General features: G+C 68.7%; 12 protein-coding genes. 10 read left to right on the forward strand and 2 right to left on the reverse strand.

Annotated features, from left to right (window positions below; genetic code table 11):
* Positions 1 to 6 precede the first annotated feature (6 nt).
* Both P7V53_RS05570 and P7V53_RS05575 read right to left on the reverse strand, forming a co-directional pair.
* Entirely contained in the window at positions 7 to 687 is a 681-nt protein-coding gene (locus P7V53_RS05570; protein WP_280154488.1) for a Fe2+-dependent dioxygenase, read from the reverse strand.
* Positions 688 to 690: 3 nt separating this feature from the next.
* Positions 691 to 2,982, reverse strand: a complete 2,292-nt coding sequence (locus P7V53_RS05575; protein ID WP_280154489.1) for a catecholate siderophore receptor Fiu — start codon at positions 2,980 to 2,982, stop codon at positions 691 to 693.
* A gap of 394 nt (positions 2,983 to 3,376) precedes the next feature.
* Between P7V53_RS05575 and P7V53_RS05580 the strand changes: the two genes are divergently transcribed.
* From P7V53_RS05580 to ftsW, 10 genes are all read left to right on the forward strand, one after another.
* On the forward strand, positions 3,377 to 3,595 hold the full coding sequence (locus P7V53_RS05580; RefSeq protein WP_280154490.1) for a hypothetical protein: 219 nt from the start codon (positions 3,377 to 3,379) through the stop codon (positions 3,593 to 3,595).
* Positions 3,596 to 3,853: 258 nt separating this feature from the next.
* A complete protein-coding gene (mraZ, locus tag P7V53_RS05585; RefSeq protein WP_280154491.1) occupies positions 3,854 to 4,282 on the forward strand; it encodes a division/cell wall cluster transcriptional repressor MraZ in 429 nt (142 codons plus the stop codon).
* A 13-nt stretch (positions 4,283 to 4,295) separates the two neighbouring features.
* Complete coding sequence (gene rsmH, locus P7V53_RS05590) at positions 4,296 to 5,249, forward strand: 16S rRNA (cytosine(1402)-N(4))-methyltransferase RsmH (RefSeq protein WP_280154492.1); 954 nt, start codon at positions 4,296 to 4,298, stop codon at positions 5,247 to 5,249.
* On the forward strand, positions 5,246 to 5,533 hold the full coding sequence (gene ftsL / locus P7V53_RS05595) for a cell division protein FtsL (protein WP_280154493.1): 288 nt from the start codon (positions 5,246 to 5,248) through the stop codon (positions 5,531 to 5,533). The genes rsmH and ftsL overlap by 4 nt, the downstream gene beginning before the upstream one ends.
* Complete coding sequence (locus P7V53_RS05600) at positions 5,530 to 7,320, forward strand: penicillin-binding protein 2 (protein WP_280154494.1); 1,791 nt, start codon at positions 5,530 to 5,532, stop codon at positions 7,318 to 7,320. The genes ftsL and P7V53_RS05600 overlap by 4 nt, the downstream gene beginning before the upstream one ends.
* Entirely contained in the window at positions 7,320 to 8,861 is a 1,542-nt protein-coding gene (locus P7V53_RS05605; protein WP_280154495.1) for a UDP-N-acetylmuramoyl-L-alanyl-D-glutamate--2,6-diaminopimelate ligase, read from the forward strand. Before P7V53_RS05600 ends, P7V53_RS05605 begins: the two co-directional genes overlap by 1 nt.
* A complete protein-coding gene (murF, locus tag P7V53_RS05610; RefSeq protein WP_280154496.1) occupies positions 8,858 to 10,243 on the forward strand; it encodes a UDP-N-acetylmuramoyl-tripeptide--D-alanyl-D-alanine ligase in 1,386 nt (461 codons plus the stop codon). Before P7V53_RS05605 ends, murF begins: the two co-directional genes overlap by 4 nt.
* Positions 10,233 to 11,411: a phospho-N-acetylmuramoyl-pentapeptide-transferase gene (gene mraY, locus P7V53_RS05615; protein ID WP_280154497.1), complete on the forward strand. Its 1,179-nt coding sequence runs from the start codon at positions 10,233 to 10,235 to the stop codon at positions 11,409 to 11,411. Before murF ends, mraY begins: the two co-directional genes overlap by 11 nt.
* Entirely contained in the window at positions 11,408 to 13,156 is a 1,749-nt protein-coding gene (gene murD, locus P7V53_RS05620) for a UDP-N-acetylmuramoyl-L-alanine--D-glutamate ligase (RefSeq protein ID WP_280154498.1), read from the forward strand. The genes mraY and murD overlap by 4 nt, the downstream gene beginning before the upstream one ends.
* Positions 13,157 to 13,242: 86 nt before the next feature.
* Positions 13,243 to 14,424: a putative lipid II flippase FtsW gene (gene ftsW / locus P7V53_RS05625; RefSeq protein ID WP_280156444.1), complete on the forward strand. Its 1,182-nt coding sequence runs from the start codon at positions 13,243 to 13,245 to the stop codon at positions 14,422 to 14,424.
* Positions 14,425 to 14,433: the final 9 nt, after the last annotated feature.

Genomic DNA, 14,433 nt, shown 5'->3' on the forward strand with positions numbered 1-14,433 from the left:
GGCAAGCTAGGTCCTGCTCCACTGCCGCACCAGGTTGTGATAGTGGCCGGTGAGCCCGACTACCTCTTCCGAGTCCCCGATGCGCTGCCGCAGCCGCTGGATGTTCTGGTCGAGCTCGAACAGCATGCTGCGCTGCCAGTCGTCGGGCACCATGCTCTGCACCCAGAAGAACGCGCAGATGCGCGCCCCGCGCGTCACCGGCTCCACACGATGAAGGCTGGTCGACGGATAGAGCACCAGATCACCGGCGGGCAGCTTGACCTCGTGCGTGCCGTAGGTGTCGACGACCACCAGCTCGCCGCCGTCGTACTCCTCGGGCTCGCACAGGTAGAGGGTGCACGAGACGTCGGTGCGCAGCGGTGTGGCAGCACCCGGCACGGCGCGCAGCGCGCCGTCGATGTGCAGGCCGTAGTGCTCGCCGGCTTCGTAGCGGTTGAACAGCGGCGGCACCGTTCGCAGCGGCAGCGCGGCCGAGACGAAGACCGCATGGGTCCGCAGCGCGGCTAGGATGGCCTCGCCGAGCTTCGCCGCGACCGGGGAGGTCTCGGGCAGCTGCCGATTGCGCTTGACCTGCGCACCCTGCGCGCCGACCGTCTCGCGGCCGTCGGTCCAGTCGGCCGCGTCCAGGGCCTGCCGCATCCCGGCCACCTGGGACGGCGTCAGCACGCCGGGGACATGAAGCATCATGGCTCAGAAGGCGACGTTGGCCGTCAGCAGCACGTTGCGAGGCTGGCCCGGAACGTAGCGCGATCCGCCGTTGTTGACCGCGGCCACGTACTGCCGGTCGAACAGGTTGTACACGTTGAGCTGCAGGTTCACATTCTTCGTCACTTCGTAGGCCAGCATCGCATCGGCGACCGTGTACGACTCGGTGCCCGGCAGGTTCGCGCTGGTGGCGTTGTTCAGGTTGCTGTTGCGCACCACCGGATCGACGTAGCGCACGCCCCCGCCCAGGGTCATCCCGAACGCCAGCTTGTAGGTCGCCCAGGAGCTGAAGGTCACCTTGGGCGAATACACGATCGCGCCCCCCTGGTTGCCGGTCGCACCGGGCACGCCGCGGACGATCTTCGGGTCCATGTAGGCGAGGCCGGCGCTGAGGTTGAAGGCCGGCGTCAGCTGGCCGACCAGGGCGAGCTCGACGCCGTCGATGCGCCGCCTGCCGACCTGGCTGAAGCTCGCCGGCGTCGCGCCGTCGGAGACCAGTTCGTTGCGGTTCTCGCTGCGATAGACGGCGGCGGTGGCAGCGAGCCTGCCGCCGAGCAGGTCCCACTTCGTGCCGACCTCCAGGTTGCTGCCTTCCTGCGGCTCCAGCGATGGGCTGGCCTGGTTGGTGGCCGAGGTGCTCAGGGCGTGGTTGGCGCCACCCGGCGGCTGGTAGGCGTTCGACACCGTGACGTAGACGCTCCCGTCGGCGGTCGGCTTGAAGACCGCGCCCAGCTTCCAGCTCAGCAGGTTGTCGGTCAGCGACAGCGGCGCGTTCTGCACCAGTGACTCGGGCAGCGTGGCGGTCGCGGCCGTGAAGGTGGCGCCGTTCGTCTCGGTGTGGAACTTCTCCCAGCGCAGGCCGGCGTTCAGCAGCCACGCATCGGACAGCTTCAGCGTGTCGAAGGCGTAGACCGCGGCGCTCAGCGTGCTGCCCTTGGCGTACGCGCCCTTGAAAGGCGGCATCAGGAACGCGTCGTCGATGTTGGGCCGGTAAAGGTTCGCCACGGCCTGTTGCAGCGACGCGGGCAGCGTGGTGTTGGTCAGCGTCTGCGCGTTGACCTGGTTCTGCCGCTCGTGGATCAGCTCGAAGCCGGTCGACAGCGAATGCGAGACGCCGCCGGTGGCGAATTCGGTGTTGAGATTGGTCTGGTTGGTCAGGATCTCGTTGGTCTGATGCCGTGCCTGGCGGCTGCGCGCCACGGTCCACGAGGCCGGGTCCGCGGCCGTGGCGGTGACCGCGTTGACGCCGGTCAGCACGAAATCCTGCTCCGTGTGGCCCAGCCGCGTGGTGTTGCGCAGGACGGTGCCGCGACCGAAGTCGTGCTCGATGCGTGCGGTGAACATGTGCAGCGTCACATCGTCGAAGTCGCTGCGAGAGCCGTAGTAGTTCTTCGGATCGACGGCCGCGCCGGGCGTGTTGGCGCCGAAGTTGTAGGCCGGCAGGCCGAAGGTCGAGACGCCGCCGTCCGGGCGGTTCTTCTGGTCGATGTAGAGGTAGTTGAGGTAGGTCCTCGTCGGCGTGCCGAGACCGATGGCCAGCGAGGGCGCGAAGCCCCACCGCTTTGCCTTGACCTCGTCGCGACCCGGCACACCGAAGTCTTGTGCCATCACGTTGAGGCGGACCGCGGAGCCGGGCAGGGCGATGTCCAGCGGCCGGTTCAGGTCGACCGTGGCGCGCACGCGGCTCGCGTCGCCCAGCGCGATGCTCGCGTTGCCGAAGGCCTCGCGCGCGGCCGTCTTGGAGACCAGATTCACGTAGCCGGACGACGCGCCGCGGCCGTTGTCCGAGCCGGACGGGCCCTTCACGACCTCGACCTGCTCGATGTTGAACACGTCGCGCGAGATGTTGCCGAGGTCGCGAATGCCGTCGACGAAGATGCTGTTCGTCGTGTCGAAGCCGCGCATGAAGATCGAGTCACCGGTGGTCGTGTTGCCGTTCTCGCCGAGCTGCATCGTGATGCCCGGCGTGTTGCGCAGCGCCTCCGTCAGCGAGGTCGCGGCCTGCTGCTGGAGGATCTCCTTCTTGATGACCGTGATGGTCTGCGGCGTGTCGACCAGCGGCTGGGTGAACTTCGGCGAGGCCACCGCGTCGGCCTTGTACGGCGTCTCGGCGGCGGCGCGCGCCTTCACCTCGGGCAGTGTGGCTTCGGCGCCGGCCGCTGCCGGCGCCGCCTGCTGCGCGAGCAGCGTCATGGGCATGGTCAGCGCTGCCAACGCCAGTGCGGTGTGGGCGGGTTGCGGCGCAGCCGCGTGCTTGCGGCTTCGGATGTGAGCCATTCGAACGGATCTCCTGCTGGGTGGACAGACGTCGTGCTGGCTGGCGTCGTCTGCCGGCGTCGAGACGACGCGGAGATCCTGCTGGCTGGGCAAAGTTACGGAATTATAATGAGATCGATTCGCGTTTGTAATGTGCATCGAGGCGGCAGGTCAAGCCACCCCCGCCGAAGCCGTACGTTATTGTCATGGCTGTGCTTGCATACAGTGCTGGTTGGGCATACAGTCAATCCTCCTCAAGGAGGTTCGACATGCAGTCCATGTTCCGCCAGCTGTACCGTCCCAAGCCGGATCGCGCGCCGGGATGGCTGCGCCGCATCTGGACCTGGCTCTGAGCATCCTTTCTGCCCCATCCCCGTAGAGCCGCCGGCGGCGCGCTCCGCGGACCGAGCTCGCCGTGAACGCACCGCTTCTTCCCGAAATCCTCGCCCGAGAAGGCGACAGTCCCCAGGCCGATCTGCCCCTCGCCGCCGAGGGCGTGCTGCGCTACGTCTGGGAAGGCAAGTTCGGCCCGATGCTCATCGAGGTCCGCGGCGGCTGCGCTTACGTGAACGGGCAGGTCGTGGAGCCCGCGGCCCCGGCCCCCGCACCCGCACCCGAGAACCCTCGCGGATGAGACTTCTCTGCGTGCTGCCCGCCCCCGGCTTGGGGGAGTGGGCAGCAAGCGCCGCGGCGGCCGAAGCTCACCCAACACTTTCAGTGCGCCTCGCAAGTCCTTATTTTTGAAACGATTTTTGCACCCTGTGATTCGTGAGAAAGCACCGCTAAGTGCTTGATTCCATTGATTTTTCTTTACAGATTTCGTTGACCCGCCATCGTCCCATGCGATACAGTGCATGGAAGTGCACTTTTGTGGGAATTCGTGGCAAACATCGTGTTTCAGGGGCCTGCGGCCTTGACGCTGGACGGCAAGGGGCGAATCGCCATGCCGTCGCGTCACCGCGAGGTGCTGGCCGCGATGGGCGTCAACCAGCTCACCGTCACCAAGCATCCCGAGGGCTCATTGATGATCTTTCCGCGCCCGGCGTGGGAGGTCTTCCGTGAAAAGGTCGCTGCGCTGCCGATGTCGGCCAGCGGCTGGAAACGCATCTTCCTGGGCAATGCGATGGACGTGGAGATCGACGCGTCGTCGCGGGTGCTCATCGCCCCCGAACTGCGCGCGGCCGCCGGCCTGACCCGCGACGTGATGCTGCTCGGCATGGGCAGCCACTTCGAGCTGTGGGATGCCGCGCGCTACGCCGAACACGAGGCCAAGGTCATGGAGCAACCCATGCCCGAGGCGCTGCAAGATTTCAGCTTCTGAGCGGGACCGTCCCGTGAGCAGCAGCACCCCGGCCGACTTCTCCCACACCACTGTCTTGCTGCGCGAGGCGGTGGACGCGCTCGTCACCGACACCGACGGCATCTACGTCGACGGGACCTACGGCCGCGGCGGGCATTCGAGGCTGCTCTTGTCCCGGCTGGGACAGAAAGGCAGGTTGATCGCCGTCGACCGCGATCCACAGGCCATTGCCGCCGCGACCTCAGGAGCAACGCGGGTCACGGACCCGCGTTTTTCCATCCATCACACGAGCTTCGGGCAGCTCGTTCCCACGCTGGCCGCGGCCGGCGTGATGCAGGTGAACGGCCTGCTGCTCGACCTCGGCGTGTCGTCTCCGCAGATCGACGACCCGGCGCGCGGCTTCAGCTTCCGCTTCGACGGGCCGCTGGACATGCGAATGGACACCACCCGTGGCGAGAGCGCCGCGGAGTTTCTGGCCCGCGCAGACGTGCGCCACATTGCGGAGGTGATACGCGACTATGGGGAAGAACGGTTTGCTATACAGGTTGCAAAGGCGCTTGTTGCTCGGCGCGAGAGCGGGAACCCTGTTCGAACCACGCGGGAGCTTTCCGACGTCGTGGCTCGTGCGGTCAAAACCCGCGAACCGGGCCAGGATCCTGCAACGCGCACATTTCAGGCACTTCGGATTTTTGTCAACGCCGAGCTTGAGGAGCTCGAACAGGGCCTGAACGCTGCGCTCCAATTGCTGATGCCGGGCGGCCGCCTGGTGGTGATCAGTTTCCACTCGCTCGAAGACCGCATCGTGAAGACCTTCATCGCCCGCGAAAGCAAGAGCGAGGTCGACCGGCGCGCGCCGTTCGCCGAGCCGCGGCCGACGCGGCTGAAGGCGCTGGGCCGCGTGAAGCCCGGCGAAGCGGAAGTGCAGCGCAACCCGCGTGCACGCTCCGCCGTCATGCGTGTCGCCGAGCGCACGGGAGTGCCGGCATGACCCGCGTCAACGTCGTCCTGCTGATCATGCTGCTCGCGAGCGGCTTGTACCTCGTGCGCGTCTCGTACGACGCGCGGCGCCTGTTCACCGAGCTCGACCGCGCGCAAGGCGAGCAGCGACACCTCGACACCGAGTTCGAGCGGCTGAAGGCGGAAAGGCAATCGCAGGCGACGCCGCTGCGCGTGGAAAAGACGGCGCGCGAGAAGCTGAAGATGCGCACCGCCTCGCCGGCGATCACCCAGTACGTCACTTATTCGAAGGCTGCATCCGGAGCGGCGCAATGAACTGGCTCGACGGCATGGTCAAGAAGAAGCCTCCGCCCGGGGGCTCCAGCGTTCGCAGCGTCAACTACGCCAGCAGCCCGCTGCTCGCGTCCAAGACGCCGCCCTGGCGCTCGAAGCTGCTGGTGGCGATGGTCGGCCTGGGCTTCGCCGTGCTGATCGGCCGCGCCGCCTACGTGCAGATCGTCGGCCAGTCGTTCTTCCTCAAGCAGGGCGAGATCCGCTACGCGCGCACGCTGGAGCTGCCGGCCAGCCGCGGCCGCATCATCGACCGCAACGGATTGATCCTGGCGGCGAGCATCCCGTCGCCGTCGCTGTGGGCGATCCCGAAGGACTTCGACGGCGACAGGCCACAGCGCGCGCGGCTCGCGCGCCTGCTCGGCATGACGGTCAAGGAGCTGGAAGCCAAGCTCGCCGACAGCCCCAATTTCGTCTGGCTGCGCCGCCAGGTCGACGAGCAGCTCGCGAAGGACGTCCTGTCGATGGGCCTGAAGGGCGTGCACCAGGTGCGCGAGTACAAACGCCGGTACCCCGAGGGCGAGGCCGCGGCGCATGTCGTGGGCTTCACCAACGTCGAGGACAAGGGCCAGGAGGGCATCGAGCTCGCGTTCCAGCAGGACCTGTCCGGGCGAGACGGCACGCGCCGCGTCATCAAGGACCGGCTGGGTCGCATCGTCGAGGACATCGGCGAGAGCGTGCAGCCGGTCGACGGCCGGGACATCGAGCTGTCGATCGATTCGAAGGTGCAGTTCTTCGCCTACCAGCGCATTCGCGACGCGGTGGCGGAGCACAAGGCGCAGGCCGGCAGCGTGGTGGTGCTGGACGCGCAGACCGGCGAGGTGCTGGCGCTGGCCAACTACCCGAGCTTCACGCCGGCCGATCGCCGCAACCTCACCGGCGGACAGCTGCGCAACCGCGCCCTGACCGACACCTTCGAGCCCGGCTCGACGATGAAGCCCTTCATTGCGGCCTGGGCGATGGAGACCGGCCGTGTCACGCCCAACACCGTCATCCAGACGGCGCCGGGATCGATCAACATCACTGGCTCGACGATCCGCGACGCCCATCCGCACGGCGCACTGACGGTGGCCGAGGTGATCCAGAAGTCGAGCAACGTCGGCACCGTCAAGATGGCGATGCAGATGCAGCCGCGCGAGATGTGGGAGCTGTTCACGCAGGTCGGCTTCGGACAGAAGCCGCAGCTCGCCTTCCCTGGCGCGGTCACCGGCCGGCTGCGCCCGTACAAGACCTGGCGCCCGATCGAGCAGGCCACGATGAGCTACGGCTACGGCCTGTCGACCTCGTTGTTCCAGCTGGCGCGCGCCTACACCGTGTTCGCTCGCGACGGCGAGCTCATCGGCGCTTCGCTCGTGAAGAACCCGCAACCGACCGGCGGCATGCGCGTGCTCTCGCCGAAGACCGCGCAGGCAGTGCGCGAGATGCTGTTTCTCGCCACCAGCGCCGGGGGCACCGCACCCAAGGCGCAGGCGATGGGCTATTCGGTGGGCGGCAAGACCGGCACCGCCTACAAGCAGGAAGGCAAGGGCTACGCCGACAAGAAGTACCGCTCGTGGTTCGTCGGCATGGCGCCCATCCACAAGCCGCGCATCGTGGTCGCGGTGATGGTCGACGAACCCAGCGCCGGCAAGTACTACGGCGGCGACGTCGCCGCGCCGGTGTTCAGCGAGGTCGTGCAGCAGACGCTGCGCACGCTCGGCGTGCCGCCCGACGTCGACGTGCGGCCGCAGATCGTCGCGCACAGCATCCCGGCCGAGGAGGAGAGCTTCTGATGCTGCAGCTCCACTCGGTGCCGGACGCCCTGGCCTGGCTGGCCAGCCGGCGTGTCGTCTCGCTGACCACCGACAGCCGCGACGTGATGCCGGGCGGCGCCTTCGTCGCCTGGCCGGGCGCGACGCGCGACGGCCGCCAGTTCGTCGGCGCCGCGCTGGCCGCGGGCGCGGTCGCCTGCATCGTCGAGGCCGAGGGCGCGCAAGCGTTCGGCTTCGACGGCGACGACCGCATCGCGACGATGAAGGGCCTGAAGGCCACCACCGGCTCGCTGGCCAGCGGCTTTCTCGGCCATCCGAGCGCGCATCTCGACGTGATCGCGACCACCGGCACCAACGGCAAGACGTCGACGGCGTGGTGGACCGCCCAGGCCCTCACCGCGCTGGGGCGCCGCAGCGGCGTGGTCGGCACGCTGGGCATCGGAGAGCCGCCGGCGCACGACGACCCCGGAACCATCGAATCGACCGGGCTCACCACACCCGATCCGGTCACCCTGCACGCGGCCTTCAAGGGCTTCCTGGAGGCCGGATTCGCTGCCTGCGCCATCGAGGCTTCGTCCATCGGCATCGTCGAGCAGCGGCTGGCCGGCACGCACATCGCGGTCGCGATGTTCACCAACTTCACGCAGGACCACCTCGACTACCACGGCTCGATGGAGGCGTACTGGCAGGCCAAGGCGCAGCTGTTCGCCTGGCCCGGCCTGCGCCACGCGGTGATCAACGTCGACGACCCGATGGGCGAGGCGCTGGCGCGCCGCATGCAGGGCGGGCCGGTCGACGTGTGGACCTACTCGGCGCGCCGCGACGCGCGGCTCTACGCGCACCGCATCCAGTACATCGACGGCGGCCTGGCCTTCGACATCTACGAAGGCGAAGCGCAGGCCGTCGTGCGCAGCAGGCTGATCGGCGACTACAACGTCTCGAATCTGCTTGCCGTCATCGGCGCACTGCGCACGCTCGGGATCGCGCTGGCCGATGCGGCCCAGGCCTGCACGCTGCTCACGCCGGTGCCCGGGCGGATGCAGCGAGTCATCGCCGCCATCGAGTACGACGACGAGGCGCCGCGCTCCGGCGACCTGCCCGAGGTGGTGGTGGACTATGCCCACACGCCGGATGCGCTCGAGAAGGCGCTGCTCGCGCTGCAGCCGCTGGCGCGCGCACGACACGGCGAGCTCTGGTGCGTGTTCGGCTGCGGCGGCAACCGTGACGCCACCAAGCGACCGCTGATGGGCGCGCTGGCGCAGCAGCTCGCGCAGCGGGTCGTCGTCACGAGCGACAACCCGCGGCACGAGCGGCCCCGGGACATCCTGGACCAGATCGTCGCCGGCATGACCGGGACGCCCACGCCGATGGTCATCGAGGACCGCCGCGCGGCCATCGGCCAGGCGATCCGGCTCGCCGACGCGAGCGATGTGGTGCTGATCGCCGGCAAGGGCCACGAGGACTATCAGGAAGTCGCGGGCGTGCGGCATCCCTTCTCCGACGTCGTCGAGGCGCGCGAGGTGCTGGCCGGCAAGATGGGCGTGCAAAGGATGCGGCCATGATGAGCCTGCGCCAGGCCCATGCGCTGCTGCCGTCGTCGGCGCTGGTCGGCGATGCCGACGTGCAGATCCGCCGCGTGCACAGCGACACGCGCAGCCTGCAGCCAGGCGATCTGTTCGTCGCGCTGAAGGGCGAGCGCTTCGACGCGCACGACTTTCTCGCCCAGGCGAAGGAGGCTGGCGCGGTGGCGGCGCTCGCCGAGCGCGGCCTGGCCGAGACCGGCCTGCCGGGACTGCAGGTGGCCGACACCAAGGCCGCGCTCGGCGCGCTGGCGTCGGCGTGGCGGCGACGCTGCCATCTCCCGCTGATCGCGGTGACCGGCAGCAACGGCAAGACCACGGTCACGCAGATGATCGCCTCCATCCTGCGGGCCTGGCTCGAGGATGCCGCCTTCTCGACCCAGGGCAATCTCAACAACGACATCGGCGTGCCGCTCACCTTGCTGCGGCTGCGCCAGGACGACGAAGCCTGGCATCGCGCCGGCGTCGTCGAGCTCGGCATGAACCATGTCGGCGAGATCGCGCAGCTCGCGGCCATTGCCGGGCCCACCGTCGCGCTCGTCAACAACGCCCAGCGGGAGCACCAGGAATTCATGACGAGCGTCGAAGCGGTGGCGCGCGAGAACGGCGCGGTGATCGAGGCGCTGCCGCCGCTGGGCATCGCCGTGTTCCCGGCCGACGACGCCTACACGCCGCTGTGGCGCCAGCTGGCCGGCGCGCGGCCGGTGCTGACTTTCGCACTGCGCGGCGCGGCCGACATCACCGCCGAGGCGGCCTGGGCCGGCGATCGCTGGTCGCTGATGCTGCATACGCCCGCAGGCGCGGCATCGGCGAGCCTGCGCGTGGCCGGGCAGCACAACGTGAAGAACGCACTCGCGGCGGCGGCCTGCGCGCTGGCCGCGGGCTGCCCGCTCGAGGCCGTCACGCGCGGGCTCGAGGACTTCGCGCCGGTGAAGGGCCGCTCGCAAGTGAAGACCTTCCGCCGCGAAGGTCGGGACGTGACCCTGATCGACGACACCTACAACGCCAATCCCGATTCGGTGCGCGCGGCGATCGACGTGCTGGCCGAGCTGCCCGGACCCCGCTGGCTGGTGCTGGGCGACATGGGCGAGGTGGGCGCGCAGGGCCCGGCCTTCCATCGCGAGGTCGGCGCGTATGCGGCCGAGCGCGGCATCGACCAGCTCTGGACCGCCGGCGCCTTGAGCACGCACGCGAGCGCGGCTTTCCACGGCGCGCGCCACTTCGACGACGTGTCCACCTTGATCGCCGCGCTGAGCATGGCGCCCGCGGCCGCTTCGGTCGTCGTCAAGGGATCGCGCTTCATGAAGATGGAACAGGTGGTGGCGGCGCTGACGCAGCCGCAGGGAGCGACGGATGCTGCTTAGCCTGTCCCAGTGGCTGCAGACGCTGTCGCCGGAGTTCGGCTTCTTCCGCGTCTTCCAGTACATCACCTTCCGCGCCGTGATGGCGGCCCTGACCGCGCTGCTCATCGGTCTTGCGTTCGGCCCGTGGGTGATCCGCCGCCTGGCCGAGCTGAAGATCGGCCAGCCGATCCGGGAGTACGGCGTGAAGGAGCACGTCGCCAAGAGCGGCACGCCGACGATGGGCGGCGTGCTCATCCTCATCGGCATCGGCGTGTCCACGCTGCTGTGGTTCGACTGGAGCAACCGCTTCGTCTGGATCGTGATGGTGGTGACGATCGGCTTCGGCGCCATCGGCTGGGTGGACGACTGGCGCAAGGTGGTGCAGAAGAACCCCGAGGGCATGAGCTCGCGCGAGAAGTACTTCTGGCAGTCGATGATCGGCCTGGTCGCCGCGCTGTACCTGGCGTTCAGCGTTTCGGAAACCTCGAACCTGCGCGTGCTGGAGCTCTTCATCCGTTGGGTGCAGAGCGGCTTCTCGAACGACCTGCCGCCCAAGGCCGACCTGATGGTCCCCTTCGTCAAGACGATCAGCTACCCGCTGGGCGTGTTCGGCTTCATCATCCTGACCTACTTCGTCATCGTCGGGGCGAGCAACGCGGTGAACCTCACCGACGGCCTCGACGGCCTGGCGATCATGCCGGTGGTGATGGTCGGCTCGGCGCTGGGTGTCTTCGCCTACGTGACGGGCAGCTCGGTGTACAGCCGCTATCTGCTGTTCCCCTACATCCCCGGTGCCGGCGAGCTGCTGATCTTCTGCGCGGCGATGGCGGGCGCCGGGCTGGCGTTCCTGTGGTTCAACACCCACCCGGCGCAGGTCTTCATGGGCGACGTGGGCGCGCTGTCGCTGGGTGGCGCGTTGGGCACCATCGCCGTCATCACCCGGCAGGAGATCGTGCTCGGGATCATGGGCGGCGTGTTCGTCCTCGAGGCGCTGTCGGTGATGGTGCAGGTCTCCTGGTTCAAGTTCACCAAGAAGCGCTACGGCACGGGCCGCCGCATTCTCAAGATGGCGCCGCTGCACCACCACTTCGAGAAGTCGGGGTGGAAGGAGACGCAGGTGGTGGTGCGCTTCTGGATCATCACGATGCTGTTGTGCCTCGTGGGACTGGCGAGTCTGAAGTTGCGATGAATCACCTGAAGGACATCACGGTGCTGGTGCTCGGGCTCGGGGAGTCCGGGCTGGCGATGGCGCGCTGGAGCGGGCGCTGCGGCGCGGCCGTGCGCGTGTGGGACTCGCGCCAGGCGCCGCCGAATGCGGCCGCGCTCGCCGAGCACCTGCCGCAGGCCCAGCTGTTCACGGGCGAGCTGCACGACGACGCCTTCGACGGCGTGCGCCTGGTGCTGAAGAGCCCGGGCCTCGCGCCCACCGATGCACGCATCGCGGCGGCCTTGTCCCGCGCCGCCGATCGCGGCGTGCTGGTGCAAGGCGAGCTCGAGCTGTTCGCGCGCGCGCTGGCCGACCTGAAGGAAGAGCGAGGCTACGCGCCCCAGGTCGTCGCCATCACCGGCACGAACGGCAAGACGACGACCACCGCGATGGCAGCGATGCTGATCGAGCGCACGGGCCGGCGTGTCGCCATGGCCGGCAACATCGGCCCGACGATGCTGCAGACGCTCGCCGATGCGCTCGATCGCGAGCCGATGCCGGCGCCAGTCGTGGTGGCGACCGTGGAAGCACCGGTGGTGCCCCAGGCGGTGCAGGACGCCGTGCAGGAGGCGGCCAACGACGACCTCGGCCCGCCCATGGTGGACGAAGCCCCGCCCGCGTCGCAGCCGCTGGACGATGACTTCGTGCCGGTTCCCGTCGTGCCGCCGCCCCCCGCGGCGCCGGTGTTCGAGTACCTTCCCGAGGTGTGGGTGCTGGAGCTGTCCAGCTTCCAGCTCGACGAGGCCAAGGGCTTCGAGCCGGATGCGGCGACGGTGCTCAACATCACCCAGGACCACCTCGACTGGCATGGATCGATGCCGGCCTATGTCGCGGCGAAGGCGCGTGTCTTCGGCAGGAACGCGGTGATGGTCATCAACCGCGACGATCCGCAGGTCGAGAAGCTGATCCCCGAGCCCCCCGCGCCTGCGGCAAAGGGCAAGTCGCGTGCGCCCAGGCCCGTCGAGCGCACCGTCGTCCGCTTCGGCCTCGACTCGCCGCGGCGTCCGGGCGACTACGGGCTTGTCGTCGAGAACGGCATGGCATGGCTGGTGCGGGCCATGGAGGCCGACGAGACGCTCAAGCGCGGCAAGCGCGCCGCCGCTGAAGACGACGAGGAGCTGCACATCCAGCGCCTGATGCCGGCCGACGCGCTGCGCGTGCGTGGCCGCCACAACGCCGCCAATGCGCTGGCGGCGCTGGCGCTGGCCACGGCCATCGGCTGTCCGCTCGCACCGATGCTGCACGGCCTGCGCGAATACGGCGGCGAGCCGCATCGGGTGGAGTTCCTCGGCACGGTGAACGGCGTCGATGCGTTCGACGACAGCAAGGGCACCAACGTCGGCGCGACCGTCGCCGCGCTCAACGGCCTGGGCGCGGACAAGGCACCGGCCAAGCTCGTCGTCATCCTCGGCGGCGATGGCAAGGGTCAGGACTTCACGCCGCTGGCCGATCCGGTATCGCGGCACGTGCGCGCGGTGGCCACCATCGGCCGCGATGCCGCTCTCGTCGAGGCAGCCCTGGTCGACACCGGCGTGCCGCTGCTGCGCCATGACACGCTGCAAGCCGCCACGCGCTGGGCTTTCGGCCGCGCGCACGCCGGCGACGCGGTCCTCCTCAGCCCGGCCTGCGCGAGCCTCGACATGTTCCGCAACTACGCGCATCGCGCGGAAGTGTTCACCGCCGAGGTGCAGGCGCTGGCCGCCGAGCATGGGGAGATGCTGTCGTGACGGCGCTTGCGGGGTTCAGCCTGCCCGCGCTCAGGCAGCGTGCCGCGGCGCTGCTGCGCCGTGGTGCCAAGCCGCAGGGCACGGCGGTGCCGGTGCGCGACTGGATCAACGTCTCGTCGGGCCAGCCCACGCGCCTGCTCGGCTTCGACCAGCCCCTGGTGTGGGTGGTGGTGGCGCTGGTCGCGCTCGGGCTGGTGATGGTCTACAGCGCCTCGGTGGCCTTGCCCGACAACCCGAAGTTCATGCGCTACACGCCGACCTACTTTCTCACGCGCCACGCCATGTCCATCGTCATCGCCGCCGTCGCGGCGCTGGTGGTCGTGCAGATCCCGCTCGCCGTCTGGGAGAAGTGGTCGCCGTGGCTGTTCGTCGCCTCCCTGCTGCTGCTCGTCATCGTGCTGATTCCGATGATCGGCAAGGTGGTCTACGGCGCGCGCCGCTGGATTCCGCTGGGCATCATGAACTTCCAGCCCTCCGAGCTGGCCAAGCTGTCGATGGCCATGTACGCCGCCGGCTACATGGTGCGGAAGATGGAGGTGAAGGAGAACTTCTTCCGCGCCGTGATGCCGATGGCCGTCTCGGTGGCGGTGGTGGGTCTGCTGCTGCTGGCCGAGCCCGACATGGGCGCCTTCCTGGTCATCGCCGCGATCGCGATGGGCATCCTGTTCCTGGGTGGCGTCAACGGGCGCATGTTCCTGCTGATCACCGCGGTGCTGGTCGGCGCCTTCGTGCTGATGATCACCTTCAGCGAGTGGCGGCGCGAGCGCATCTTCGCCTACCTGAATCCATGGGACGAGAAGTACACGCTGGGCAAGGCGTACCAGCTGTCGCACTCGCTGATCGCCTTCGGCCGCGGCGAGATCTTCGGCCAGGGGCTTGGCTCCAGCGTCGAGAAGCTGCATTACCTGCCCGAAGCCCACACCGACTTCCTGCTGGCGGTGATCGGCGAGGAGCTGGGCTTCGTCGGCGTCGCCTGCGTCATCTTCGCGTTCTTCTGGCTCGCGCGTCGCGTGTTCCACATCGGCCGCCAGGCGATCGCGCTGGACCGCGTGTTCGCGGGCCTGTTCGCGCAGGGCGTCGGCATCTGGATGGGCGGGCAGGCGTTCATCAACATGGGTGTGAACCTGGGCGTGCTGCCGACCAAGGGCCTGACCCTGCCGCTGATGAGCTACGGCGGTTCGGCGATCGTGATGAACATGGTCGCGCTGGCCATCGTGCTGCGGGTGGACATCGAGAACCGGCAGCTCATGAGAGGGGGCAGGGCATGAGCGCGCACG

Origin of the sequence: Piscinibacter sp. XHJ-5, from assembly GCF_029855045.1 — a bacterium.
GTDB lineage: Bacteria > Pseudomonadota > Gammaproteobacteria > Burkholderiales > Burkholderiaceae_C > Albitalea.